The organism is Campylobacter sp. JMF_08 NE1, from assembly GCF_027737875.1.
In the GTDB taxonomy this organism is placed as follows: domain Bacteria; phylum Campylobacterota; class Campylobacteria; order Campylobacterales; family Campylobacteraceae; genus Campylobacter_B.
In genome coordinates this window covers 70,308-95,354 of the sequence record NZ_JAOVUC010000006.1, presented here as the reverse complement: position 1 = coordinate 95,354, position 25,047 = coordinate 70,308, and the positions used below count along the sequence as shown (strand labels likewise).

Annotated in this window: 21 protein-coding genes and 1 tRNA gene; 4 read left to right on the top strand and 18 right to left on the bottom strand. The window is 39.0% G+C overall.

The window, feature by feature from the left end; all coding sequences use genetic code 11:
* The first annotated feature begins 15 nt into the window (after positions 1-15).
* From purB to OFN91_RS06280, 3 genes are read left to right on the top strand one after another with little or no spacing between them, the layout of a single operon-like run.
* Positions 16-1,371, top strand: coding sequence for an adenylosuccinate lyase (purB, locus tag OFN91_RS06290; RefSeq protein WP_270860740.1), 1,356 nt, complete (start codon positions 16-18; stop codon positions 1,369-1,371).
* Between the two features lie 18 nt (positions 1,372-1,389).
* Positions 1,390-2,793, top strand: coding sequence for an anion permease (locus OFN91_RS06285; RefSeq protein ID WP_270873643.1), 1,404 nt, complete (start codon positions 1,390-1,392; stop codon positions 2,791-2,793).
* Between the two features lie 52 nt (positions 2,794-2,845).
* Complete coding sequence (locus tag OFN91_RS06280) at positions 2,846-3,811, top strand: helix-turn-helix transcriptional regulator (protein ID WP_270873642.1); 966 nt, start codon at positions 2,846-2,848, stop codon at positions 3,809-3,811.
* A 250-nt stretch (positions 3,812-4,061) separates the two neighbouring features.
* Here OFN91_RS06280 and OFN91_RS06275 read toward each other — a convergent pair whose 3' ends face one another.
* The 12 genes from OFN91_RS06275 to OFN91_RS06220 form a co-directional block, all read right to left on the bottom strand.
* Entirely contained in the window at positions 4,062-5,459 is a 1,398-nt protein-coding gene (locus OFN91_RS06275; protein WP_270859151.1) for a carbon starvation CstA family protein, read from the bottom strand.
* A 199-nt stretch (positions 5,460-5,658) separates the two neighbouring features.
* Positions 5,659-5,744 (bottom strand) — tRNA-Leu (locus OFN91_RS06270).
* Between the two features lie 32 nt (positions 5,745-5,776).
* On the bottom strand, positions 5,777-6,115 hold the full coding sequence (gene atpE / locus OFN91_RS06265; protein ID WP_270859398.1) for an ATP synthase F0 subunit C: 339 nt from the start codon (positions 6,113-6,115) through the stop codon (positions 5,777-5,779).
* 146 nt (positions 6,116-6,261) lie between these two features.
* A complete protein-coding gene (locus OFN91_RS06260; RefSeq protein WP_270873641.1) occupies positions 6,262-7,779 on the bottom strand; it encodes a 2-isopropylmalate synthase in 1,518 nt (505 codons plus the stop codon).
* Positions 7,780-7,861: 82 nt separating this feature from the next.
* On the bottom strand, positions 7,862-8,599 hold the full coding sequence (pssA, locus tag OFN91_RS06255) for a CDP-diacylglycerol--serine O-phosphatidyltransferase (RefSeq protein ID WP_270859396.1): 738 nt from the start codon (positions 8,597-8,599) through the stop codon (positions 7,862-7,864).
* A 1-nt stretch (position 8,600) separates the two neighbouring features.
* Complete coding sequence (gene ftsH, locus OFN91_RS06250; protein WP_270873640.1) at positions 8,601-10,538, bottom strand: ATP-dependent zinc metalloprotease FtsH; 1,938 nt, start codon at positions 10,536-10,538, stop codon at positions 8,601-8,603.
* Positions 10,531-11,367 carry a 50S ribosomal protein L11 methyltransferase gene (locus OFN91_RS06245; protein ID WP_270873639.1) on the bottom strand — a complete coding sequence of 279 codons (837 nt, stop codon included), beginning with the start codon at positions 11,365-11,367 and terminating at the stop codon, positions 10,531-10,533. The genes ftsH and OFN91_RS06245 overlap by 8 nt, the downstream gene beginning before the upstream one ends.
* Before the next feature lie 27 nt (positions 11,368-11,394).
* Positions 11,395-12,102 carry a 1-(5-phosphoribosyl)-5-[(5-phosphoribosylamino)methylideneamino]imidazole-4-carboxamide isomerase gene (gene hisA, locus OFN91_RS06240; RefSeq protein WP_270873638.1) on the bottom strand — a complete coding sequence of 236 codons (708 nt, stop codon included), beginning with the start codon at positions 12,100-12,102 and terminating at the stop codon, positions 11,395-11,397.
* Positions 12,102-12,713, bottom strand: coding sequence for an imidazole glycerol phosphate synthase subunit HisH (gene hisH, locus OFN91_RS06235; RefSeq protein WP_270873637.1), 612 nt, complete (start codon positions 12,711-12,713; stop codon positions 12,102-12,104). The genes hisA and hisH overlap by 1 nt, the downstream gene beginning before the upstream one ends.
* Before the next feature lie 2 nt (positions 12,714-12,715).
* Complete coding sequence (locus tag OFN91_RS06230) at positions 12,716-14,506, bottom strand: polysaccharide biosynthesis protein (protein ID WP_270873636.1); 1,791 nt, start codon at positions 14,504-14,506, stop codon at positions 12,716-12,718.
* Positions 14,503-15,597: a UDP-N-acetylbacillosamine transaminase gene (pglE, locus tag OFN91_RS06225; protein WP_270873635.1), complete on the bottom strand. Its 1,095-nt coding sequence runs from the start codon at positions 15,595-15,597 to the stop codon at positions 14,503-14,505. The genes OFN91_RS06230 and pglE overlap by 4 nt, the downstream gene beginning before the upstream one ends.
* 225 nt (positions 15,598-15,822) lie before the next feature.
* Positions 15,823-17,859 carry a WG repeat-containing protein gene (locus OFN91_RS06220; RefSeq protein ID WP_270873634.1) on the bottom strand — a complete coding sequence of 679 codons (2,037 nt, stop codon included), beginning with the start codon at positions 17,857-17,859 and terminating at the stop codon, positions 15,823-15,825.
* A gap of 156 nt (positions 17,860-18,015) precedes the next feature.
* Here OFN91_RS06220 and OFN91_RS06215 point away from each other — a divergent pair, with 156 nt between their 5' ends.
* Positions 18,016-18,204 (top strand): hypothetical protein, encoded by a 189-nt coding sequence (locus OFN91_RS06215; protein WP_270868060.1) that lies wholly within the window; start codon positions 18,016-18,018, stop codon positions 18,202-18,204.
* Positions 18,205-18,408: 204 nt separating this feature from the next.
* Here OFN91_RS06215 and OFN91_RS06210 read toward each other — a convergent pair whose 3' ends face one another.
* The 6 genes from OFN91_RS06210 to OFN91_RS06185 are packed head-to-tail and all read right to left on the bottom strand — an operon-like array spanning position 18,409 to position 25,032.
* Positions 18,409-18,996 (bottom strand): acetyltransferase, encoded by a 588-nt coding sequence (locus OFN91_RS06210; RefSeq protein ID WP_270873633.1) that lies wholly within the window; start codon positions 18,994-18,996, stop codon positions 18,409-18,411.
* On the bottom strand, positions 18,983-19,588 hold the full coding sequence (pglC, locus tag OFN91_RS06205) for an undecaprenyl phosphate N,N'-diacetylbacillosamine 1-phosphate transferase (protein ID WP_270873632.1): 606 nt from the start codon (positions 19,586-19,588) through the stop codon (positions 18,983-18,985). The genes OFN91_RS06210 and pglC overlap by 14 nt, the downstream gene beginning before the upstream one ends.
* Positions 19,581-20,708, bottom strand: coding sequence for a glycosyltransferase family 4 protein (locus OFN91_RS06200; protein WP_270873631.1), 1,128 nt, complete (start codon positions 20,706-20,708; stop codon positions 19,581-19,583). The genes pglC and OFN91_RS06200 overlap by 8 nt, the downstream gene beginning before the upstream one ends.
* A 1-nt stretch (position 20,709) precedes the next feature.
* A complete protein-coding gene (locus OFN91_RS06195) occupies positions 20,710-22,881 on the bottom strand; it encodes an STT3 domain-containing protein (protein ID WP_270873630.1) in 2,172 nt (723 codons plus the stop codon).
* Positions 22,874-24,001 (bottom strand): N-acetylgalactosamine-N,N'-diacetylbacillosaminyl-diphospho-undecaprenol 4-alpha-N-acetylgalactosaminyltransferase, encoded by a 1,128-nt coding sequence (pglJ, locus tag OFN91_RS06190; RefSeq protein ID WP_270873629.1) that lies wholly within the window; start codon positions 23,999-24,001, stop codon positions 22,874-22,876. The genes OFN91_RS06195 and pglJ overlap by 8 nt, the downstream gene beginning before the upstream one ends.
* Positions 23,998-25,032: a glycosyltransferase family 2 protein gene (locus OFN91_RS06185; protein WP_270873628.1), complete on the bottom strand. Its 1,035-nt coding sequence runs from the start codon at positions 25,030-25,032 to the stop codon at positions 23,998-24,000. The genes pglJ and OFN91_RS06185 overlap by 4 nt, the downstream gene beginning before the upstream one ends.
* Positions 25,033-25,047 lie beyond the last annotated feature (15 nt).

Below are 25,047 nucleotides of genomic sequence, written 5' to 3'. Positions count from 1 at the left end.
TTTAAGGAGTGCAAAATGGCATCAGGTGTAGTAGATAGTAGAGTTTTTAGAGTTATGTTCGTCAGCGAAGAGATGAGAAAGATTTTCAGCGACGAAAACAAAGCGCAAAAATGGCTAGATACCGAAGCTGCTCTTGCAAGAGCGCAAGCAAAACTAGGCATTATCGAGCCAAGACGCGCCGAGCAAATCACAAAATTTGCCAAAGCCGAGCTTTTAGATTTAGACGCGATAGGTGAAAACTACAAAAGCTCTATCACAATCGTTCCTTTGCTAAAAGAATTTAAAAAGGTCTTTGATGATGATAGTGGCGAATTTGTGCATTGGGGTGCGACAAGCCAAGATATTATGGATAATGGTATGGTTTTGCAGATCAAAGAAGCTTTGCCGCTCATCAAAAAACTTTTGGAAAAAACCTACAAAGAAGCATTGAGAATTTCAGCCGAGCACAAAAACACCGTTATGGCTGGTAGAACGCATGTAATACACGCTTTGCCTATTACATTTGGTTTTAAAACTGCAATGTGGGCGCAAGAAATTCGCAGAAGCCTTGATAGATTAAAAGAGATTACTCCAAGAGTTTTAGTTGGTCAATTAAGCGGTGCGGTCGGCACTATGGCAAGCCAAGAGGGCAAAGGCTTAGAAATGCAAAAACTTATGATGGAGGATTTGGGCTTAAATATCCCTGTGATTTCATGGCACCCAAGCAGAGATCACATGGCTGAGTATGTATCTACGCTAGCGATAATCGCAGGGACAATCGGACGCATCGCAAGAGAAATTTTAAGTCTTCAAAGAACTGAAATTTGCGAGGTTGAAGAGCCGTTTTTCATGGGAAAAGTAGGAAGCTCTACTATGCCACATAAACGAAATCCGCAAGTTTGCGAAGGCGTAATCGCTCTAACTAAAATTGTCCGCGCACAAGCACCTTTAATGGTAGAGGCTATGGAGTGCGAAAACGAGCGCGACTGGGGTTGCGAGGCGGTCGAGTGGGACGCAATTCCAAAAAGCTCTATTTTAATCGCAGGTGCGCTTGAAAAAATCAACGATATTTTAGAAAATTTACTTGTTTATCCACAAAATATGAAAAGAAATCTTAATGCACTAAAAGGCGCAATGCTAAGCGAAGCCGTAATGCTACACTTAGGCGAAAAGCTTGGTCGTTTAACTGCGCACGAAATCGTTTATGAAGTTTGTATGAAAGCCTTCACAGACGGCAAACCAGTAATTGATGATCTTTTAGAGCGCGAAGAGGTTAGTAAATATTTCACAAGAGCAGATTTAGAAGAAATCATGCAACCTGAAAAATATGTCGGATTGAGTGCTACTTTTGTAGATAGAGTTATCGAAGATAGTAAAAAATACTTCGGATAAACTTAAAAAGGATAAGCTATGAATAAGCTTACAAAAGGAATTCTAGTCATTGTCGTCGGAATACTTATATGGTTTTGTCCGCACCCTGAGGCTGTGAGTGATCAAGCATGGCATCTTTTTGCCATAGTTTTTGCCACAATTTTAGGTCTTATTCTCCAACCGCTTCCAATCGGAGCGGTTGCCTTTATCGGTGTTACGATTACGATTTTAACTAAAACGATGAAACCAGCAGAAGCATTAGCTGGTTTTGGAAATTTGACTATTTGGTTGATCGTAAGCGCGTATATGATAGCGCGCGGATTTATCAAAACAGGGCTTGGTAGGCGCATTGCTTATAAAATCATCTCGCTTTTGGGAGATAGCACCTTAAAGCTAGGTTACTCCATCGTCATAAGTGATGCGGTTATCAGCCCTGCTATGCCAAGTAGTGGTGCTAGGGCTGGTGGAATTTTATTCCCTATCGTAAATTCGTTAGCTAAGGCGTTAGGTTCTGAGCCTGATGAGGGAAGCAGAAAAAAGGCAGGAGCATATTTTATGCAAACGCTTTGGCAAGGAAACACCATTACAAATGGTATGTTTCTAACCTCTATGGCAGGAAACCCGCTAATTGCAAGCTTAGCGTTAAGCTCATTTGGTGTGGAAATTAGCTGGACATTGTGGGCGCTTGGTGCGATAGTTCCTGCGATTTGTTCGCTTATAATAATCCCCTTTGTGCTTTATAAAATTTATCCGCCTGAGATAAAGGCGTTTCCACAAGGCAAAGAAATCGCAAAAGCCGAACTTGCAAAAATCGGACCTATGCAAAAAAGTGAAAAATGTATGCTAGGCGTTTTTATCGGCTCATTGCTTTTATGGGCAACTGGCACCCTAACAGGCATAAATGCGACCAATGTCGGCATGATAGCGGTTTGTGTTATGGTTGCTCTAAAAATTTTAGAGTGGAACGATGTAATCGGCGAAAAAGGCGCATGGGATACGCTAATGTGGATGGGTGCGCTAATCGCACTTGCAGGCGGTTTAAATAAACTTGGCTTTATCAAGTGGTTTTCAGACACCGTCGCAGGCGGTATGGGCGATATAAACTGGATTTTGATAATGGGAATTTTGCTTTTAATCTATGTTTATTCGCACTATTTATTTGCTAGTTTAACTGCGCACATTACTGCGATGTATGCGGCTTTTGGTGCAGTTGCTATCGCAGCGGGAGCTCCTAGCGTTTTCGTAGCACTCGTGTTTGCTTATGCAAGTAACCTTATGATGCCAATCACCCACTACGGCGGTGCTCCTGGACCGATAATCTTTGGTGCAGGTTACAACACCCAAAACGAGTGGTGGAGACTAGGCTTTATCACAACGCTGATAAATCTGTTTATTTGGACGATTATAGGCGGAATTTGGTGGAAAGTTCTAGGTTTATGGTAAAATAAAAGAGCGGATTTTTCCGCTCTTTTTAATTTTTAAATTTGGATTTTTCATGGCAAATAAAAAAGTTTTTGAAATTTTGGAATTGCTTAAAGATTTCGTTAGCGGAAAAGAGATAATCATCGAGGATTATGCCCTACAAACAGGCATTTCAACCCGCACAGCCAGAAGATATGTAAAAGATCTGCGAGAGATTTTTGGCGAAGAATTTATCGCAAAACTCGCCAAAGGAAGCTATATCTGCAAAAATACAGAATTTTTCAAAACCTTTATCAGCCCCAACAAATACCAAAACGAAAGCGAAAAACTCATCGATTTGCTCCATATCATAAATCCCGGATTTAGTAAATTTTTGCCACAAGCGCACAAAAAAGTCGATGAAAAACTAGAAAAAGAGCTAAGCGAAATTTTTTTAATAAAAGGCTCACCGCACGAAAAAACGCCGAATTTAGATATTTTTGCCAAACTTCAACAAGCGATTAAATTTAAAAAATATACAAATTTAAAATACGATAATGAAATTTTAAAAAATGTAAAAATTTTAAAGCTTATTTATTCAAAGGGAAATTGGTCTGTCGCAACGCTCAGGGATTGCGATAAAAACAGCGGTTTCGAGGTTTTAAGAGTAAATTTTATAGATGAGATTAGGTTGCTTAAAAACACTTTTTATACCGACAAATACACAGAAAATTTTATACAAAATTTAGAAACATTTTTTGACGGATACAGAGCCGAGCCCTTTGTGGTGCGAGTGGCTATCTCGCCAAAAGTGGTTAAATTTTTCGAGAAAAAGACATTTTTCGCTTCGCAAAAAATCACCGATGAAATTTTAGAAAATTTATGGCAAGTGGTCGAATTTACCATAAGTAGCGATGATATGCTAATGCCACTAGCAAGGCGTTGGTTTCCTGATTTTGTAATACTTTCGCCGAAATCAACAAGGAATAAATTTGATAAATTAATTATGGATTATCTAAAATTTGGGAAAAATTTAGATAGGCTAAATTTGCAAATTTAGCCTAAATTTCACTCGCTCTTCATTTGCATTTGCGCCCAGAGATAGAGCGATTAAAGTGCCGGGATTAGCGTTTTACCACGACTCGCGAGAGTGTATTCGACAGTAGGTGGTATAATAGGATACTATTTAGCTACAAAAACGCTCAAATTTTAATGCAAAGCTTCGATTTGGCAGATTTCACTCGCGCAGTGGAACAAATTTTAAAAAATGGATAAAATTTAAAAAAGGGGCAAAATTTGCCCCTTGTGAATTATTCTTCGCTAACTTTTTTAAGTCTGAAAAATAGTAGCAAGATAACGATAGTGCCGATGATACCAGCCGCTGTCGCGATAGTCATAGGCATGTTAAAGCCGATTTTCGCATTTACAAGGTAAGCGATTACGACATTTGACATAAAGATTGCTGGGATCAAAGTAACCCAGAAGAATTTACCTCTACGGTATAGGTAGGCTGACGCTGCCCATAGCATGATAGTCGCAGTTGTTTGGTTCGCCCAACCAAAATATCTCCAAATGATACCAAAGTCGATTTGAGATAGACCAATACCGATAGCAAATAGCGGAACGGCAATGAAAAGTCGTTTTACGATATCTCTTTGTGGCATTTTGAAAAAATCAGCGATAATCAAACGAGCCGCACGGAACGCAGTATCACCAGATGTGATAGGCAAAATAACGACACCAAGAACCGCAATGATACCACCAACAGGTCCAAGAAGTGTTTTTGAGATCTCATGGACTACTTGTGCTGGGTTACCAGCTGCTGCAAGAGCCTCTCTGGTCTCATAGAAGCTTAGACCAAGTGTGCACCAAATAAGACCAATAATACCCTCGCCAATCATTGCGCCGTAGAAAACCATTCTACCTGATTTTTCGTTTTGGATACATCTAGCCATAAGCGGTGATTGTGTAGCGTGGAAGCCTGAAAGCGCACCACAACTAATAGTAACGAAAAGCAATGGCCATAGCGGAAGGTCTTTTGGATCCATATTTACGAAGAAATTTAGACCCTCTGGATAGAAGCTTCTGCCACTAACGATAAATCCGACAGTAAGACCAACTGACATGAAAATCAGCAAAGCACCGAATATCGGATAAAATCTACCGATGATTTTATCGATTGAAAATAGTGTCGCGATAAAGTAGTAAGCAAAAATGATGATTACCCAAATACCAGCTTCCATACCTGTAATGCCTTTAAGAAGGCCAGCAGGACCAGTTGTGAAAACAACACCAACGAGCACGAGCAATACAAGAGCGAAAATATTCATGAAGTGTTTCGCCCAGTTTCCTAACTGCACACCTACGACGGTAGGGATAGAAGCACCGTTTGCGCGCACGCTTAGCATACCAGAAAAGTAGTCATGCACAGCACCTGCTACAATCGTTCCGATGACGATCCATAGCATAGCCACAGGACCATAAAGCGCACCCATAATCGGACCAAATACAGGTCCAAGACCGGCGATGTTTAGGATTTGGATCAGATAGATTTTCCAATCTGACATTTTGACATAATCCACGCCATCGGCCATGTCATGCACAGGAGTTTTGCGCTCAGCACTGGCACCAAAAACACTTTCTACGAATTTTCCGTATGTAAAAAACGCTCCAATCAGAAGCGCTACACAAAAGAAAAACCAAAGCATTTTTGCCTCCTCGAAAAAGAATTTAAAACAAAAAAAATTGTTTGTAAAATTGTATATAATGTTACATAAATTTAATTTGAATTTATCTAGCATTTACAAATAATATTGCTTAAAATTTGGAAAAAATGTTATTTTTGCGTGATTTTTGTTTAATTTTGTTAATAGGTGAATTTGAAATAGTAAATTTGGATAAAACTTATGGTGCGACCAGCGAGATTTGAACTCGCACACGCGAAGCGCACTACCCCCTCAAGATAGCGTGTCTACCAATTCCACCATGGTCGCATGAAAGAGCCCGCGAAAGTGCGGGCGAGTGATTACGCAGCTGCTTTTGTAAGAGCGTCTGTAACAAAAGGATTAGCGAAAAGCAAGATAAATGCGATAACAAGCGCATAAATAACTTGTGCTTCGATCATCGCTAGCGAAATATACATTGTAGTTGATAGTTTGCTAGCTACGCTTGGGTTGCGAGCGATACCAAGGATTGTTGCATTAGCTGCATTACCCATACCAACAGCGCCACCAAGAGCGGCAAAACCAAGAACGATACCAACAGCGATTGCTGAGTATGATACGATTTGAGTATAAGCGCTAAGCTCCTCACCTGCGAATGCTGCGCCACAAAGCGCGAAAAGTAAAACCAAAACTTTTTTCATAAAAGTCTCCAAAATAAAATTTCAAAACGCCTTTCGGATCTGTCCCCTACTAAGAACATTTTGAGTGCGGTATTCTAGTGAAATTTTGCTTTTAATTAGTTTAAAAAAGTGGCAAAATTCGCCTAAATTTCGCCACTTTATGAATTTTATTTTTTCGAAGCTAAATATGTATTTAGTGCGCCGACATAAGCCTTGGCTGAGGCCAGCATCGTATCGACATCAAGCCCATGCCCCATAATCGCGCCAGTGCCCTCAAATTCGACCTTAACGGTTACTTTTGCCAGAGCATCTTTGCCTTTGGATACGGCCTTGACTTGATAATCTTTAAGCTCGCCACTAACCTTGCTTATGCGATCAATCGCTTTAAAAATCGCATCAACCCCACCATTTCCAAGCGCGCTATCGCTTAGCAAAATTTCATCGTGATTTAGCGTGACAGCTGCGCTTGCGTGGCCTTTGTTGCAGCCATTTGAGCTAAGAAGCGCAATCTCGTAAGCCTTGGTTTTCGCGCCCATAAATTCGTCATTTACAAGCTCTCTTAAATCCTCGTCATAGACATCTTTTTTGCTATCGGCTAAAATTTTAAATTTCTCAAACGCCACTTGCAACTGCGCCTCGTCTAACTCGTAGCCAAGGGAGATTAATTTGTCCTTGAAAGCGTGGCGTCCGCTGTGTTTGCCAAGCACGAGAGAGTTTTTATCCAGCCCGATATCATCAGCCTTCATAATCTCGTAAGTTTCGCGGTGTTTTAAAACGCCGTCTTGGTGGATTCCGCTTTCGTGCGCAAAGGCATTTTTGCCCACGATTGCCTTATTTGGCTGTGGTTCGATACCTGTGATACTTGCGACTAGACGGCTTGATGGATAAATTTCTTTGAAATTTATATCCGTATAAAGTGGCGAGAAATGGTCATTTCTAGTTTTTACGACCATTGCAATCTCTTCGAGCGCAGTATTTCCAGCTCTCTCGCCAAGACCATTTATGGTGCATTCGACTTGGCGCGCGCCAGCTTCAATGCACGCTAGTGTGTTTGCCGTGGCAAGCCCTAAATCGTTGTGATTGTGAGCCGATACTATCGCTCTACCATCTATAAATTCGACCATTTGTTTAAAAATAGCGTAAATTTCATTTGGCAAGCGATATCCCACGGTATCTGGTAAATTTATCGTAGTTGCGCCCACGCCGATAACTGCCTCGCAAATTTCCTTCATAAAGCCTACATCGCTTCTACACGCATCCTCGCAACTAAACTCCACATCATCTGTGAAAGTCTTCGCATATTGCACAGCCGCAACTGCGCGTTTGATGACCTCATCAGGCTTCATTTTTAGCTTAAATTCCATGTGAATCGGGCTAGTGGCGATAAATGTGTGTATGCGCTGAAATTTCGCTGGCGCGATAGCCTGCGCCGCGGCCTTGATATCGTTTTCGAGCGCGCGAGAGAGCGAACAAACCCTAATCTTGCTAGTAGCCTTTGCGATTTGATTAATCGCGTCGAAATCCCCCGGACTAGCCGCCGCAAACCCAGCCTCTATAACATCGACGCCGAGTTTTTCTAATTGGAGTGCAAGGCGGATTTTTTCTTCTGTATTCATCGAAGCGCCAGGGCTTTGCTCGCCGTCGCGCAATGTCGTATCAAAAATAATAATTTTATTTTTATCCATAACCTACCCTTTCATTTGATAAAATTTGGCGATTATAGCAATTTTAGGCTTAAATTTAGTTGGAATTGATAAATTTTATTATTTAGTTCTCTTTGCTTTGTTTGTTAAATTTAACCCCGATAAGCGTTAGCCCCGCGCGCACGAGCCCATATCCTATGTATAGCAAAATGATAAATGCAGGGAATTCGAGCTTGAAAAGATACAGACACGAAAAAAACACCACAATGAGCAAAACCAAAATTTTAATCGCATTTGGCCGTTTTAAATTTATCTTTTTAAAGCTTGGAAAGCGGATATTGCTGACCATTAAAAACGACAAAATTGCCATGCCGATGATAAATACGCCACCCCACACTGACGAAACCTCGTATTTGAGGTAAATCCCAATCCACACAGCAATCGTAATAGCCGCAGTTGGGATTGGCAGACCGATGAAAACATTTGGCTCGTAGGTGCCCACAGTGACATTAAATCTCGCTAATCTCACAGCGCCGAAAATCACATACAGCGCGCTAATTAGCGTGCCGACCTGCCCATAATCCTTGCCGATGACAAAATAAAACAACACCGCTGGTGCCACGCCAAACGCCACTATATCAGCAAGGCTGTCAAATTCTACGCCAAATTTGCTCGTTGTGTGCGTGAGCCTTGCCACGCGCCCGTCAAGTCCGTCAAAAATTAAAGAAAAAATTATATACGCAATCGCGCTAGCATAATGCCCATTTATCGAGGCAAAAATGCTTAGCATTGCCAAAAATATACTAGCCGCGGTGAAAAGATTTGGCAAAATATATACTAATTTTCCTCTTTCTTCTTCCATTTTACGCCTCTTCTTCTGGATTTTCTTTGGCTAAATTTCGCACCAAACGCGTCGGCAAATTGTTTTCTTTTTCAAATTTATCGATAATATCCACGATAACCTCGCCAGCGACGGTCTCTTTTTCATACAGAGTTTTTACCATTTCCTCAATTGCGCCAGAATATGTTTTTAGGGTATCTTTTACAGCTTTATAACGCTCATCGAGAGTTTTTCTGACATAATTATCGATTTTTACAGCCGTTTCCTCGCTGTAATCCTTAATGCTCTGACCGCCGTTTAAAAACGAATATTGCTGTTTTTCAAGCACGATTAAGCCTAGCTCGTCCGTCATACCGACCTTGGCCGCCATAAATTTTAGCCAATCAGTCGCGCGCTGTAAATCGTTGCTAGCCCCGTCTGTAATCTCGCCCAAAAATACCTCCTCAGCAGCTCGCCCAGAGAGTAAAACATCAATTTCAGCGAAAATTTCATATCTTTGGTGCAAAAATCTATTTTCAAACGGCGAATTTAGCGTATATCCAGCCGCACCAAGCCCACGCGGAACAATCGTAACCTTGCTAACTGGCATTGCGCCTTTGGTAAGCTCGGCGATGAGCGCATGACCGCTCTCGTGGTAAGCGACGATTTTTTTCTCCACAGGATTTACGCGACGCGATTTTTTTTCTAATCCTATCGCCACGCGCTCTATTGCTTCGAGCAGATCTTTTTGCTCGACCTCTTTTTTCGCCTCTCGACCCGCCAAAAGCGCGGCTTCATTTATTATATTTGCCAAATCAGCCCCAGCAAAGCCCACAGTTAGCCTAGCAATCTCTTCAATATCAATATCGCGAGCAAATTTGACATCTCTCATATGCACCTTTAAAATCGCGATTCTGCCGTCATAATCAGGTCTATCGACCAAAACCTGCCTATCAAATCTACCCGGACGCAAAAGCGCAGCATCAAGCGTCTCTGGGCGGTTTGTCGCTGCTAGGACGATGACTGGGCTAGACTCTGTGCCAAAGCCGTCCATTTCTGCCAAAAGCTGATTTAGGGTTTGCTCCCTCTCGTCGTTTCCACCGCCGATTCCGCCTGAATTTCTACTTTTTCCAATCGCGTCAATCTCATCGATAAAAACAATCGCGGGTGCTTGTTTTTTGGCTGTTTCAAACAAATCTCTAACCCTACTTGCGCCCACGCCTACAAACATCTCTATAAAGCTAGAAGCCGAAATAGAAAAAAACGGCACATCTGCTTCTCCTGCGACAGCCTTTGCAAGCAGTGTCTTACCCGTGCCAGGAGGGCCTACAAGCAAGACGCCTTTTGGGATTTTCGCTCCTAAGCTTATGTATCGCTCAGGGTTTTTGAGGAAATCAACTATCTCTTTGACCTCTTCTTTGGCCTCTTCGACACCGGCGACATCGCTAAATTTGACATTTGGCTTCTCTGCGCTCATTAAATTTTTCGAACTGCCGATTCCTAGCATACCGCTACCCATATTTTTTTGCATACGATTGGCCAAAAACATCCAAATTCCAAAAAAAATCACAAGCGGTAAAACCCAGCTAAAAAGCAAATCTGTGAGTAAATTTGTTTCGTTATATGCGCCATAAGGGATATTTCTACTCTCTAAAATACTCACAAGCTCGTTATCATCGACCCTTTGGGCTACATACATAATATCGCCACTTTGGGCTTTTATCGTGGTTTTGCCGATAGAAACCATTGAAATTTGAGCTGTTTTAAGCTGTGATTTTAGCTCCGAGTAGCTGACATTTCTAGTCTGTCCCACGCCTAAATTTCCAAGGGTCGCGCCCTCGCCAAAACCGCCACCATTTGGGCTAATTGCCCTAAAAATCACAATTAAAATCAGCGCAAAAACCACAAACATACCAATAGGATTTTTGTTGAAAAAATTTCCTCCGCCATTTTGTTGATTTTTGTTATTTTGATTATTCATTTTCACCTTTCTCATAAACAAAGCTACACCACTCGTTTTTTTGCTCCATTTTCACGAAGCGCAAATCCGAAAATGCAGATTTTATTCTATCTTTGTAATTTTCTAAAATTCCAGAAAGCACGAGGTGTGCGCCTGGGTTTAGCGCGTTTTTCAAATCGCTGGCTAGTATCAAAATCACATCAGCGATTATGTTTGCTACGACTAAATCGTATTTTTCGCCCGCTCCTGCGATACTTCCTGTCCAAATTTTATCCAAGCTCACGCCGTTTTTTTGCGCATTTTGCACGCTAGCATCAGTGGCTTGCTCATCAGTATCGCACGCGCTGACATTTGCGCCAAGCTTTTTCATCGCGATACTTAAAATTCCGCTTCCACAGCCCACATCAAGGGCTTTTGTGCCCTCTTTGGTAATCTCGCTTAAAATTTGCAAACACATATTTGTGCTCTCGTGGTGCCCTGAGCCAAAGGCGAGTGCTGGATCGATTAAAATATCGATTAGCCCTGCTCTGCTCTCGCACCAGCTAGGGCGGACATAAAATTTACCCACCTCAATCGGCTCGACGCCCTTTTTATACTCGTTTATCCAATCTTGATTTTTCTTTTGCGAAATTTCGATTTCTAGCAAAATTTGCGCCCCTGTGGATTTTTGCAAGGCTTCTTTAAATTCGATTAGCGCGAATTTCACCATTTCTAGGCTATCCTCATCGCGCACGATAAACTCGCCCTCGCGCTCTTCTATGCACGAAATCCCAAGCTCAAAGACAAAATCTTTGAAAAATTCCAAGCCGTTTTGGCTCTTTACACTCATTTCATTATAAAATTCTTTCATCTCAAAACCTTAAAAGCCATTACGATATCACAAAATTTTAAACGCTTTTTCTAAATCTATACTGCCCTCGTAATATGCCTTGCCGACAATTACGCCTGCGATTTTACCGCTGTTTTTGCACGCCAAAATGTCGCTAATGTCCTTCACTCCGCCACTTGCGATTGTATCAATCCCGCTAGCTTCGGCGATTGCTTCGGTAAATCCCACATTTACGCCACATAGCATGCCATCTTTGCCGATATCCGTGCAGATTATCGCGCTAACTCCCGCTCCTGCGTAAAGCCTAGCCAAATCAGTTGCTTTAATGCTACTCACATCTGCCCAGCCCTCGGTTGCGACCATACCACCAAGCGCGTCGATTCCTACGACGATATTGTATTTTGGCGACATTTCTTTGACAAAATTTGGATTTTTTAGCGCAACTGAGCCTAAAATAAATCTATAAACGCCCAAATTTTGGTAGTCTTTTATGCGCTTTTCATCGCGGATTCCACCACCTACTTCGACCTTTAAATTTGTCGAATTTACGATTTTCTCAATCGTTTTGAAATTCACAGGCTCTCCCGCAAACGCTCCGTCTAAATCTACCAAATGCAGGTATTTCGCCCCCATGTCTTCAAATTTTTTAGCTAATTCCCAAGGGGTCTTTGAATAAATTTTAGCACTCTCCATTTCGCCCTTGCTAAGGCGCACAGCAAGACCCTCTTTTAAATCAATCGCAGGTAAAATTTCCATTATAACTCCGTGAAATTTTTAATTATTTTTATGCCATTTTCGTGGCTTTTTTCGGGGTGTGGCTGAAAGCCAAAGACATTTTCTTTGCAAACCGCACTTACAAATTCATACCCATACGCCGTCTTTGCTAGGATAAATTCTTCATCGCAAAGCGCGTGATAAGAATGCACAAAATACGCATAAACCGAACTTTCAAGCCCCGAATTTATGGGCGCCTCGCGCGTAAATTCTAGTGTATTCCAGCCCATGTGCGGGACTTTTAAACTCTCGCTAAATTTGCTCTCATCAAATTTCACCACTTCGCCACTAATTATCCCAAGCCCCTCGCTTGAACCAAATTCCGCACTTTTATCAAAGAGAAGTTGCATGCCAAGGCAAATTCCCAAAAAATACCGCCCACTTGCGACAAATTCTCTTATCGCTTCGTCTAAATTCGCGCTTTTTAGTTTAGCCATTGCTTCGCCAAATGCCCCCACGCCAGGAAGTAAAATTTTGTCGCTTCTTAAAAGGTTTTCTGGCTCGCTCACTAGCTCAAATTTCGCCCCACAAAAGCTAAGCGCGTTTTTCACGCTTCGTATATTTCCAGCACCATAATCAACAATTCCTATCAAAATCAATCCTTATTTAATTTATGGTCGAATTCCGGCACAATCTCTTTGAGTTTTGCGGCAACTTCGCAGTTTTGCGCATTTACAAGCTCTGAAATTTGCAAATTTAGCTTTTCTAAATCGTATTTTGTAAAGCTTGAAACAAAGATCGATTGATACTTTGTGCTTTTGTCGTTTTCGTTGATCAAAAGCTCTTCGTAAAGCTTCTCGCCGGGACGAAGTCCTACAAATTTAATCCCAAGCTCCTCTTTTCCAGCTAACTGCAACATGCGTTTGGCAAGGTCTGCGATTTTGACAGGTTCGCCCATATCAAGCACGAAAAGTTCCCCACCTTTGGCGATTGAGGCCGCTTGAAGCACTAACTGACAAGCTTCACTCACTAGCATAAAATACCTTACAATATCAGGGTGTGTAACCGTAAGTGGCTCGTTTGCTTCGATTTGGCGTTTAAATTTCGGGATTACGCTTCCGCTACTTCCTAGCACATTTCCAAATCTCACAGCCACGATTTGAGTGGCTTCATCGCTCGAATTTAGGCTATAAAGTTCGCAAATTCGCTTTGTTGTGCCCATGATATTTGTAGGGCGCACAGCCTTGTCAGTGGAGATTAAAACGACCTTTTTAACGCCATGTTTTTTGGATAAATCCACGACATTTTTTGTGCCAAGGACATTGTTTTTCACCGCTAAATGCGGGTTAAATTCACAAAGCGGCACATGTTTATACGCTGCTGCATGCACCACGACATCAGGCTTAAATTCAGCAAAAATTTCATCGAATTCATCGCGATAAACGATATTTATCATTTTTAATTCGTTGCGAGGATCTGCGTTCGTGGCTTCGTTGATTTGATAAAGGTTAAATTCGCTATGCTCGACCATAATCAGCCGTTTTGCACCGAAATTCAAGCATTGTTTGCAAATCTCGCTTCCTATCGTGCCACCTGCGCCAGTTACTAAAACAACCTTGCCGTCGATGAAATTTTTAATCGCCTCTTTATCCAAATCCTTTGGTTTGCGCGCAAGTAGGTCTTCGATCGAAATGTCGCGGATTTTTTTCTGCTCGTTTTCTAGTAGCGAAAATAGCTTGATATCTTTTAGCCCATACGCGATTAGCTCGTCGTAGAGCTCTTTGAGATCTTCTGGGTGCAGAGAAAGTGCCACGATAGCGGTTTTGGCGCCACTTTCTTTTATCATTTCTGGAATCGTGCTTTTTGCGCGCACGACGAAATTTTCGCAGTATGTGCCCACTAGCTCTTTTCTGCCATCGACGACGCCCACAGGATAGTAGTTTATGTGGTGTTGGCGCATACCTTTTAGCACATGCACGGTTTTGCTAGTCGCTCCCACGACGACGCAGGGTTCGTTGGCGCTAGAATTTGACTTTTCGTGGAGTAAAAACATGCGTTTTGAGATTCTTACGCCACTGATTAAAATAAAGCAAATCGCCGCGTCTATGGCAATCACAGAGCGCGGGAAGGGATTGAAAATCTTTTCCATTAAAAAGAAAATCGCCAAAAATGTCAAAGCTGTGAAAATGTGCGTGTAGAAAATTTTGCGCGCTTCATAAAGCCCGAAAAATCGCCACGGCACAAGGTAAATTTTCATAAACCACAAATACGCAATGCGAATAGCGGTAATTAGGGTCGCGCTTAGTAGTAAGCCTTTGTAAAATTCGTTTGGAATATCGCCACTGAAACGAAGCACAAAAGCGATTGCGACGCTAAAAATCGAAATTAAAATATCTAAAATCAGAAAAAATGCGAAGCGTTTGAGCTTGGTCGGTCTAAAAATCATAAGCTTTTCTTTACAATTTCGGCGACTTTTACGACCTGCTCGTCGCTCATATCGCTTCCGCTTGGCAGACAAATTCCGCGACTAAATAGATCCTCGCTCGTGCCATTAACCACACTTAATGCGCCTTTGAAAACTGGCTGCAAGTGCATTGGTTTCCACAGCGGACGGCTTTCGATATCGGCTTTATTGAGTGCGTCGATTACGCGTAAGTGAGCATTTTTTTCTTTGAAAACCAAGGTTGTAAGCCATCTGTTTCCGCGTGAATTTGGAATTTCTGGCATAAATTCGGCGCAGTCTTTTAAAAGCTCACTATAAAGTGCGAAAATTTCTCTTTTTCGCTCGACGCGTTTTTCCAAAACTTCCATTTGTCCCACGCCAATCGCGCCCAAAACATTGCTTAATCGGTAGTTATAGCCATAATCCAAATGCTCATAATGCAAAAGCGGCTCTCTGGCTTGCGTGCTGTAATACCTTGCTTTGGCGATTAAGGCTTCGTCGTCCGAAATTAGCATTCCACCGCCACTTGTGGTGATGATTTTGTTGCCATTAAAGCTTAGCGCACCACACGCGCCAATCGTGCCAAGGGCTTTGCCTTTGTAAAATCCACCAAGTGCCTCGGCTGCGTCCTCGATAACGGCGATATTTTCATTTTCGCAAATCTCCATTATCTCGTCCATTTTCGCAGCCTGTCCATAAAGGTGGGTCGGGATTAGGGCTTTTGGTTTTTTGGGCGCTAGTTTGATTGCTTTTTTTAGAAGTTCTGGGCTTAGATTCCAGCTTTCGTCGCTGTCGATTAGCACAGGTATGCAACGCTCATAAAAGATCGGATTAAGGCTCGCCATAAAGGTAAAAGTAGAACCAAGCACCACATCGCCGTCTTTTATGCCTAGCGTTCGCAATGCTAGATGAAGTGCGGCTGAACCGGCATTTAGCGCGAGGGCTGATTTCGCGCCAGTGTAATCGCAAACTGATTTTTCAAATCTATTAACATACTCGCCAAGTGGCGCGATATAGTTGCTTTCAAAAACTTTTTTTATGTATTCTAGTTCGTTTCCGCCCATATTTGGGGGGCTTAAAAATATTCTTGCCATTTTCTCTCTTTCGATGAAATTTATAAATTTAGCCTAATTTTTAGGCGATTTGCAACCAAAAAATTGCAAATTTAAAAATTTAAAAGCCGTTATTTTACCACTTTTAAATAAATTTATGATTTTTATTTTTGCTGTTTTATAAAATTTGCAAATTTAAAAAATTTGGTAGGCAAGGATACCCGTTCTAAGGCTTTACAAATATATCTTTCACAACAATAAATATCTTTAATCCCATGTATCACTATGTATTACTTCTGATGTAAATTCATACTTTTCTTCATTATTTTTTTCGTTGTGTTTATCTATTATAGGTCTTACTTTTTTTCCATTTTTATCGATAATATCAAATTTTTCATTTTTTTTAATTAAAAAATTTTCTGTTTCAGGTTTATAATCAATTTCATCATATATACAAGGAAATATTTTATCGCCATTTTTATCAATTAAACCCAATTTATTATCCCTTTTAATTATATAAAAATCATGTAATGCAATAATGTCATCATAAAGCCAATAACAAATTGTATTTCCATTTCTATCAATTATTCCAAATTTCCCATTTTTGCTAGTTTTGAATAAAAAATCATTTAATAAAGAACATATTTCATCGCAATCACATCGTATGGCTTTATTATTTTCATTTATCAGATATGCATAATTGTTCCTTTTTGCGGCAAAACACTTATCACCAATGTAAGATATTTTATCATATATGCAAGGAATAATCTCATTTCCGTCTTTATCATAAATACCAATTTTACTGTTTTTACTTATTTTTAAGTAATTTTTAATTTCCGCAAAAGTATAAATTCCATCAAATTTACAAGGAATAATTTCTTTGCCATTTTGATTTAATAAGCCAATTTTATTACCTTTTTTAACCATAATACAATCATTGAATTTTTCCAACTCATCATACTCATCATATATAATAATTTTATTTTCATTTTTTTTGTCAATAAATCCAAATTTTTTATCGATTTTAATACGCAAAAAATTACTACTAAATTCATTTATTTCGTCGATAATGCAATGTGAAATTTTTTGTCCGTTTTCATCAATATGTTCTATGTATTTTACATATTTTTTATCTATATCATAACCCAATATTTTTATCAAATCATAGATTGTATAATACTTATGAGACCATTGCTTACTAACTCCAAATAACTTATTATCTTTTGTAATGTAAGCTATTTTTCCAGACAATTTATCATAAAGTCCGAATTTTTTATTTATTTTTAATAAAATAAAATTATCAACTATTTCGTCTATTTCGTCTATTTCATCTATTTCGTCAAAAATACAAGGAATAATTTCTTTGCCATTTTGATTTAATAAGCCAATTTTATTACCTTTTTTAACCATAATACAATCATTGAATTTTTCCAACTCATCATATATGCAAGGAACAATCTCATTTCCGTCTTTATCATAAATACCAATTTTACTGTTTTTACTTATTTTTAAGTAATTTTTAATTTCCGCAAAAGTATAAATTTCATCAAATTTACAAGGAATAATTTCTTTGCCATTTTGATTTAATAAGCCAATTTTATTACCTTTTTTAACCATAATACAATCATTGAATTTTTCCAACTCATCATACTCATCATATATAATAATTTTATTTTCATTTTTTTTGTCAATAAATCCAAATTTTTTATCGATTTTAATACGCAAAAAATTACTACTAAATTCATTTATTTCGTCGATAATGCAATGTGAAATTTTTTGTCCGTTTTCATCAATATGTTCTATATATTTTACATATTTTTTATCTATGTCATAACCCAATATTTTTATCAAATCATAGATTGTATAATACTTATGAGACCATTGCTTACTAACTCCAAATAACTTATTATCTTTTGTAATGTAAGCTATTTTTCCAGACAATTTATCATAAAGTCCGAATTTTTTATTTATTTTTAATAAAATAAAATTATCAACTATTTTTTTATTTTTTAATAAAATAAAATTATCAACTATTTCGTCTATTATTTCGTCTATTTCGTCTATTTCATCAAAAATACAAGGTAGCACATTACTTCCATTTTTATCAACAAGCCCAAATTTACCATTTTTACAAATCTTTTCATAACCATGACAATAGGATTTTGGAGATTGAGAGCTATGCTTTGGTTTATAATAGTCAGGTTTTGAATGTTGATAGCAATAATATGATCTATTTTTTTCATCACATTTTTTTTCGTCAGAATCGCCAAAGAAAAAATCAAAAAGCCATTTAAAAATACCCATGCTTTATATCCTTAAATAAATTTTCGCATATTATACTAACTCGCAATAAAAAAAACCTAATATTTATGCTTTTTAAAATAAAAATAGCTAAATATTATGCTGTTAGATTTTAAAAACATTTTTTATAAGCTTTTTCGCAAAAAAAGTAGGTGAAAAATGACAAAACGAGATATTGCAGGGTTTCTTGGTGTAAATGTGCAAACTTTGCGAAATTGGAAAAAAACTAGACCGAATTTATATCGCGTAATAATGCAAGGTTTGGCGATTGATGATATTATCGCCAAAAGCAAACAAAACCACGATGAACTCTGCAAAATAGCGAAAAAATTCGATAAAGAAAACTAAAATCTCACAAAATTTTACACTCGTTTATATTTTTAAAATTGTCCTTTTTGATAGAAAGTGTTTGCGGTCATTAAGCTTTGGTGCTTACTTAATCTCATTTCGTCCGCAATAAACTTGTCGCACAATTTATCCAAGCTATCACTATGAAATTTTTTGAAATAATAAATAGCAAATTTCACTTAATTTCATACGAAATTAAATTTATTAAATTCTTTTAATTATTCTCGCTGGGCTGCCGTAAGCTAGGCTAAATGGGGCGATATCTGAGATGATAACGCTTCCAGCCCCTATGTATGAGCACTCGCCGATATTTATGCCCTGGATCGCGCACGAGCCAATCCCAAGCCACACGCCACGCCCGATTTTAGTATTTCCAGCCACGCTCACGCGCGGGCAAATGTGGCTAAACTCGCCCACTACGCAATCATGCTCGATTACACACGCTGAATTTAAAATCGCCCCGTCGCCGATAATCGCATCTGCATTTACCACGACATTTGGCATGATAACCACGCCACGCCCGATTTTAGCCGATGGCGAAATCACGGCAGTTTCGTGTATAAGCGTGGCTAGCTCAAATCCTGCTTCGCTGACTTTTTTTTGCAAATTTTCTCTGATTTTATTATCGCCGATTGCGATTATAACGGGAAATTTCGGTAAATCAGGGCTAAATTTTAATTCGCCGTTATCGTCTAAAAAAACGATTTCTTTATAACCTGCGCTTTTTGCGACATCTGCTACGACCTTGCCATGACCGCTTGCGCCGTAAATATAAATTTTAGTTTTTTCCATTAAATTTCTCCGTTGTCGCCATGCCTTCTTTATTAACGCCGTCTTTTTTGATAACTTTTTTTATGGTTAAAAATGCGATTTTTAAATCTAGTAAAAAGCTTAAATTTTTAGCGTAATGCGTGTCGAATTCAAATTTTTTCGCCCAGCTAATGGCATTTCGTCCATTTACTTGCGCCAACCCCGTTATGCCCGGTCGCACACTATGGCGAAGTTTTTGCTCTTCGCTGTAAAGCGGCAAATATTCGGGCAACAAAGGTCTAGGTCCGATAAAACTCATATCGCCTTTTAGGACATTGAAAAGTTGCGGTAGTTCGTCCAAACTTAAAGCACGAATTTTTTTGCCGTATTCGTTTAACCGTAGTTCGTCGCTTAAAAGTTCGCCGCCCTCGTCCCGCTCGTCACTCATAGTTTTAAATTTGTAAATTTTAAAAATTTTTTCGTCAAGCCCCGGCCTGGATTGCGTAAAAATCGCGCTTTTGCTTATGTTTTTGCGGATTAGACAATATGTTACAATCATAAGTGGCGAAGTCAAAATTATCAAAAAAAGTGCGCCAAAAAAATCCAAAAATCGTTTGAAAAATGCCCTATACATCGATAAATTTCCTGTAAATTTCAATATATTTTTTCGCTATGATTTTCTCATCGTAGTTTTCGACCACCATTTTGCGCCCAGCTTGCCCCATTTTGCGCGCCAAACTCTCATCATCAAGTAGCGTTTCAATCTTTCTAGCCAAATCGCTCGCGTTTCTAACCTTGCAGATTAGCCCATTTACGCCATCGCTCACAGCCTCGATACAGCCACTCACATCGCTTACCACGCAAGGTCTACTCATACTCATAGCCTCCAAAACAGTGCGTGGAAAGCCCTCTTTGTAGCTTGGAAGCACGAAAATATCGCACGCCTTATAAAGCGCCGCCACATCATCTCTCCACCCTAGCCAAACGACATTTCCCGAGCGCAAAAATGCCTCATCAGCCGAGCTTTTATTCCCTGCAAAAACATCGCCCGCGAAGACAAAACAAGTATCTTTTCGCTCTTTTAAAATTTCAGCGGCTTTGTAAAATTCGGCTATTCCTTTATGCCAGAGCGCACGACCGCTCATTAGCACGATTTTTTTACCCTTTGTGATCTCAGGCAAGCTCGCGCGCTCGTGAGCGTTTTCGTCGAAAATTTCGCTATTTACGCCGACACTTTTAATGCGAAAAATTTTATTCTCGCTAATAAGTCCGCGAGAGAGCATATAATCTGGGTCGCTATCATTGACAAAAATGCAACCATTGCTTAGCGAAAACGCCCTTTTGTAGAGCATTTCAATGCTAAATTTGACCATGCGAGATTTAAGATCTGTGTCGATATAAAAGCTTCCCAGACCCTCGACTAAATTTAACACACGCGAAATTCCGGCCTTTTTGGCAGCAAATGTGCCAAAAACATTTGATTTGTGCGCCGAAGTTTGCAAAAAATCCAAATTTAGCTTTTTTAAAATTCCAGCCAAATTTGCCGTATTTTGCGATACTTTGAGCGGATTTAGACTTGCTTTGTCTAAATCGTAAGTTACGCTAATAAATTCTTTTTCCAAATTCGCCGTATAATTTCCGCGTGGCGCTATCGCAAAAACCTCGTGACCAAGACGCTGTAACTCCCGCATAATGGGCGCTCTAAAAAAATAAATACTCATATCAGAGTGTGAAAGGAAACCAAATTTCGCCATTTTATTTCTTTAATCTATAAACTTTCACAGCTGGGCTTAAAACCACAGGCTCGAAAAGATCGCTTTTGTAGCGTTCTAGCACAAAAAGCTGAATATAGGTCGAATTTAGCATTTCAGGGTCTAGCAGCAAAAATCTGCCATAATCCTTCATATAAATTATCGAAAATTGCGCCGAACTATCGACTTTAATCTCTTTGACTTCGAGTTTGCCACTAGCGTTGTGGCTGGTTTCGAAAAATGTATTTATCGGAAATTTATTGCCCTCAGCCTCTATGCTAAGCAAGTTATTTGCGATTTTGATACCATTATCCATAGTTATACCGCTCTCATCTTGCCAAAACCTTTCGCTAGCAATGAAAATTTTATCTTTTTTCATTTTGCCTGTGGTTATGTCGATGCTCGAAAACTGCGACACGGTCGAGAGTATGCTCATCATGCGATCTGGCAAGACATAATAAATATCGCGAGTTTTGGCCGGTGTTTTGAAATCCGGCAAGCTTAAATTTAGCAAAAACGCATTGAAATCATCGAGTTTGTAATCAGCTAAAATTTGCTTTATTTTATTTGGAAATTTCTCGGTGAAATTTCGCTCTGTGTATTCGACATCTACGCGCGCCATGTGCGCTGAGCTGTATTGATCAGCCAAAAGCGCGAAACTTACCGGGTAGTTGTCATTTCCTAGGTGCTTGCCGCCGTCAATTAGGGTTTTGACATCGGAATAATACCTTATGACATAGCCATAATCCCACCACGCAAGCGCATAATCCTCGCGATCGGCGATAGTTTTGAGCTTGTCTAAAACCTCAACCTCGCTTTTGAAAAACACAGTCTCGACGGTGTATGCTTTGATGTGTTGCCACGCTGGATAAAGCGCCAAAATAGTTAAGGCTAGCAAGATAATGCGCCCAGCGAATTTTGGCAGATTTAGCCGTTTTACCGAAAAATACAAAATATACCCAAAGCTTAGCCCCATTACGCCCACAGCATAAATGGTAAATCTAAGCCCAGCTTTGTTTGCCGCAAAGCCCAAAAGCAAAAGTGGCAGTGAGAGCAAAAACTCTTTGTGCCTAAAACACAGCACCACATACCCTACGCACGCCACCACGAAGACAATCACGCTCGAACTGATTCGGCGCATGAAGACCTCTTTTGGCACAAGACCGCTTTCTTGGATAGTTTGATTGACATTAAAAAAGTGAAAAATCGTGTCAGGATTGTCCGCAAACGAGCGGAAAATGTAAAATTTAGCCTGGAAAATAATCGGATTTAATCCACCACAATACGCAAAAATCGCAAAAACTAAAATTCCCACGCCAAGCAAAATTCTAAAATTTACAATCTCTTTTTTGTATGCAAAAAGATAAAAAATCGCTAAAAAAAGCAAAATTTTAGCGTATAGATTAAACATACAAATCGCTAGCAAAAATATAATTATCGCTTCATAATTCACCAAATTTTTGCGCGCAAAAATCAGCGTGTAAAGCACTAGCGCGCCTAACATCATCGCATTTAGCGAAAAGCTAGATGGATACCACCACAGATAAAAAATCCCAAATGCGCCTGTAAAAAACAGAGCCCTAGCATCGCCCTTGGTGCAAACCCTGATAAACGCCCACAAGATAAACATCGGCAAGACGATATTTAGCATATCGGTATCATAATACCCAGCCATTGTGCGGTTGTAGTAGCTGTTTGCCACGCAAGCAACTAGCGCGCCGATAAATCCAGCCCTAAGGGCGCGAAATTCAGCCGAAATGAGCAAAATAGGCACGACGATAAGCGATGAAAAAACGACTGGCATATACAAAAAGAGGCTTTCTAGCGAAAATGGCGTAATCTGCGCTAATAATGCAGTTAGCTTGGCTAGGGGAAAATCAATGTAGCTTAAATCATTTTGCTGATGAAATCCAGCCAAATAATCCCTCGTTCCCTCAGCAAACGCATATCCGTCGTTTGTGTTGATCATGATTTGATTATTCCATGAAAGTATGTGAGAGTATCCACTCGCCCAATACACCCAATACAGCCTAAAAATCACGCTCACGCCGTAAGCTAAAACAATCAAAATTAACAAATGTTTGGAGAGTTCAAAATTTTTAATAAATTTAAAAACGCCGCCTTTTTGTTGTGGCAAATTTGCCCCATTTTGCGTGTTTTGCGCGCTATTATTCACCCCTATATCCTTTGTTGATTTCTTCAATTTTTAAGATTAAATCTTTGCTTATCTTTTTTTTGTCAAAAAAAGCGGCTCTTATTTTAGCCTTTTTTTCATAAATTTTTACAAATTCAGGCTCATCGATCGCTTTTTGCATAGCTTTTATCGTGCTCTCTTCGCCATTTACTCCAACTAAAACGCCCCACTCATCATCACCCAAAAGCTCTCTTGCACCACTTTGATGATCGCTTGAAATGACGAGTTTTCCACACGCCAAAGCTTCGATTAGCGCATTTGAAAAGCCCTCAAAAAGGCTAACGAAAACGAAAGCATAGCATTTTGACATATATTTATAAGGATTGTTATCAAAACCGAGCAGTTTTACGCGACTAGCTAAATTTAGCTCGTTTATTAAATTTTGCAAATGCTCACGCAACACGCCATCGCCTAAAATCAGCAAATCTTTATCACAATTTTTAAGCTTTGCATAAGCACGAATCAAAAGCTCGTGATTTTTTCCAGCATCAAGTCTGCCAACACTTAGGAAAAACGGCTTTTTTTGTTCTACCTGCTCACAGGCTTTTTGCGCGATTTCGTCTAAATTTAGCGCATTGTATAAAACACCCATTTTAGCGGGATTTATACCAAAATTATCACGCAAATCGGCCAAATTGCCAAGCGAATTTGGATAGATAAAATCAGCCTTCGGATAGAGCCAGCGAAGTAAAAATTTGCTGATTTTCGATTTGAAATTCGGCTCCTTATAAAGCACACTTGGCGTTGAACACTCATTGATTATCAAAGGTTTTTTATCTCCAAAAATTCGCGCAAAACCAGCCACATAACAAGGGCGATTCATCCATACAAAGTGAATATCGATGTCTAATCTTTTGCATAAATTTTTATATTTTAGCCCTAAAAATGGCAGTTTGATTAGCTTTTTTAAGCCGTTTTCAAAAGGGGCTGATTTTTCTATGAAATGCACCTGCACCGAATTTGGAATTTCATAAAAAATCCTATCGTTCATCAAAATCAAATGCACTTCGTAGGCCCTGCAAAGCTCAGGCAAAAGGTTGCTCACAACCCGCTCAGCCCCACCACCAGCCATAGAATAAATAAATACGCTTAGTTTTTTCATTTTTTAATCACTTTTTGAATTATATTTTTTATCGGCATTATAAAATTTTGATAAAAATTTACTAAAAAATCTGGTAATTTAGGGTGAATATAAAATAAAAATAAAATTTTATTTGTAAAACCTATTTTTAAATATTTCATTGCTAGTTTTAAGTCTAAATTATTCCTAATATAAGCGTGATATTTTGGTAACTTATCATAATGTTCTTTGCTGTTATTTTCTATAATTTTATGACCTAAATTTAAATATACAAAACACATTTTATATTTTGCAAATTTAGCATAGTTTGGGTATTTATTTTCAAACTGGCTCGTGAATTTTTCAGTATTTTTTATAATTACAAAAAATTTATCATCGATTTTTTTCCTAACCGTTGAATTCAAATTTAATCGCCAAAAATATATATATTGTTTACTAATTGCTATGTTTTTACAATTTTGAAAAATTTCAAACCAAATCGCCACATCTTCGTGAATTTCGCCAGCTGGAAATCGTAAATTTACAAAAATATCCCTATGAAACAGACAGCGCCAAACAGCAGTTAAGCAATAAGGCTCTCCAATGCAACTACCGATAAATATATCTTTTGGCTCTAATAATTTTTCATCATTATTTTGTAAATTTTCTGCTTTGTAGCTTTGAATTTGCTCGTTTTTGCTAAATTCTTTATAATTTGCCATAGAAATTTTTGTATTGTATTTCTTAATCAAATCAAAAAGAATTTGTATATAGTTTTCATCGATTATATCATCGCTATCTACAAAGCTTAAATATTCGCCTTGCATTATATCAAGTGCATTATTTCTTGCTACTGCTTGACCTGAATTTTTTTGATGAAGCACTTTTATGCGAGTATCATTTTTAGCAAATTCATCGCAAATTTCGCCACTTTTATCCGTGCTTCCGTCATCGACTAAAATAATTTCTAAATTTGTATAAGTTTGCGAAATTACAGAATTTAAGCAATCATGCAAAAAATTTTCAACATTATAAACAGGGATTATTACTGAAATCAACGGATTTTTAACCATTTGTTTAACCTTTTT